Genomic DNA, 536 nt, shown 5'->3' on the forward strand with positions numbered 1-536 from the left:
CACAAGACCGAGTACCTCAACGGTGAGGATGGCCTGCCGCACACGATCATCGATGCGAACTTCAAGTCCAAGTACCTGTGGTGGAACGCCTACGCCCAGGTCGAGCGCTTTGAAGACTGCTCGGGCAAGAGTACGTACTACCGCTATGACGAGCGTCAGCACCTGATAGCCGTCACCGACGCGCTGAACCAGACCACCACGCTGGAGCGCAAGCCGGATGGTGAAGTGCTGTGCATCCACCACCCGGACGGCACAGCAGAGAGCTTCACCTACAACACCCTTGGCCAAGTGCTCACCCACACCGACGGCAAAGGCCAGACCACACGGCTGCAGCGTACGTCGCGCGGTTTGCCCAGCAGCCGCCAGGATGCCAAAGGGCAGTGGGTTCGCTACGAGTACGACAAAGCGCTGCGCCTGACCGCCCTGGTCAACGAGAACAGCGCAGCCTACCGCTTTGCCTATGACGCCTCGGACCGCCTGAGTGAAGAAGTGCGGGTGGACAACCTGACCCGGCGCTTCAGTTATGACGCTGGCGG

General features: G+C 61.8%; 1 pseudogene. It reads left to right on the top strand.

Annotation, left to right across the window (positions count from 1 at the left end):
* Window positions 1–536: pseudogene (locus tag ACW4TB_RS27520) on the top strand (hypothetical protein); the annotation flags it as partial.

It is taken from the genome of Lelliottia jeotgali (assembly GCF_977070485.1).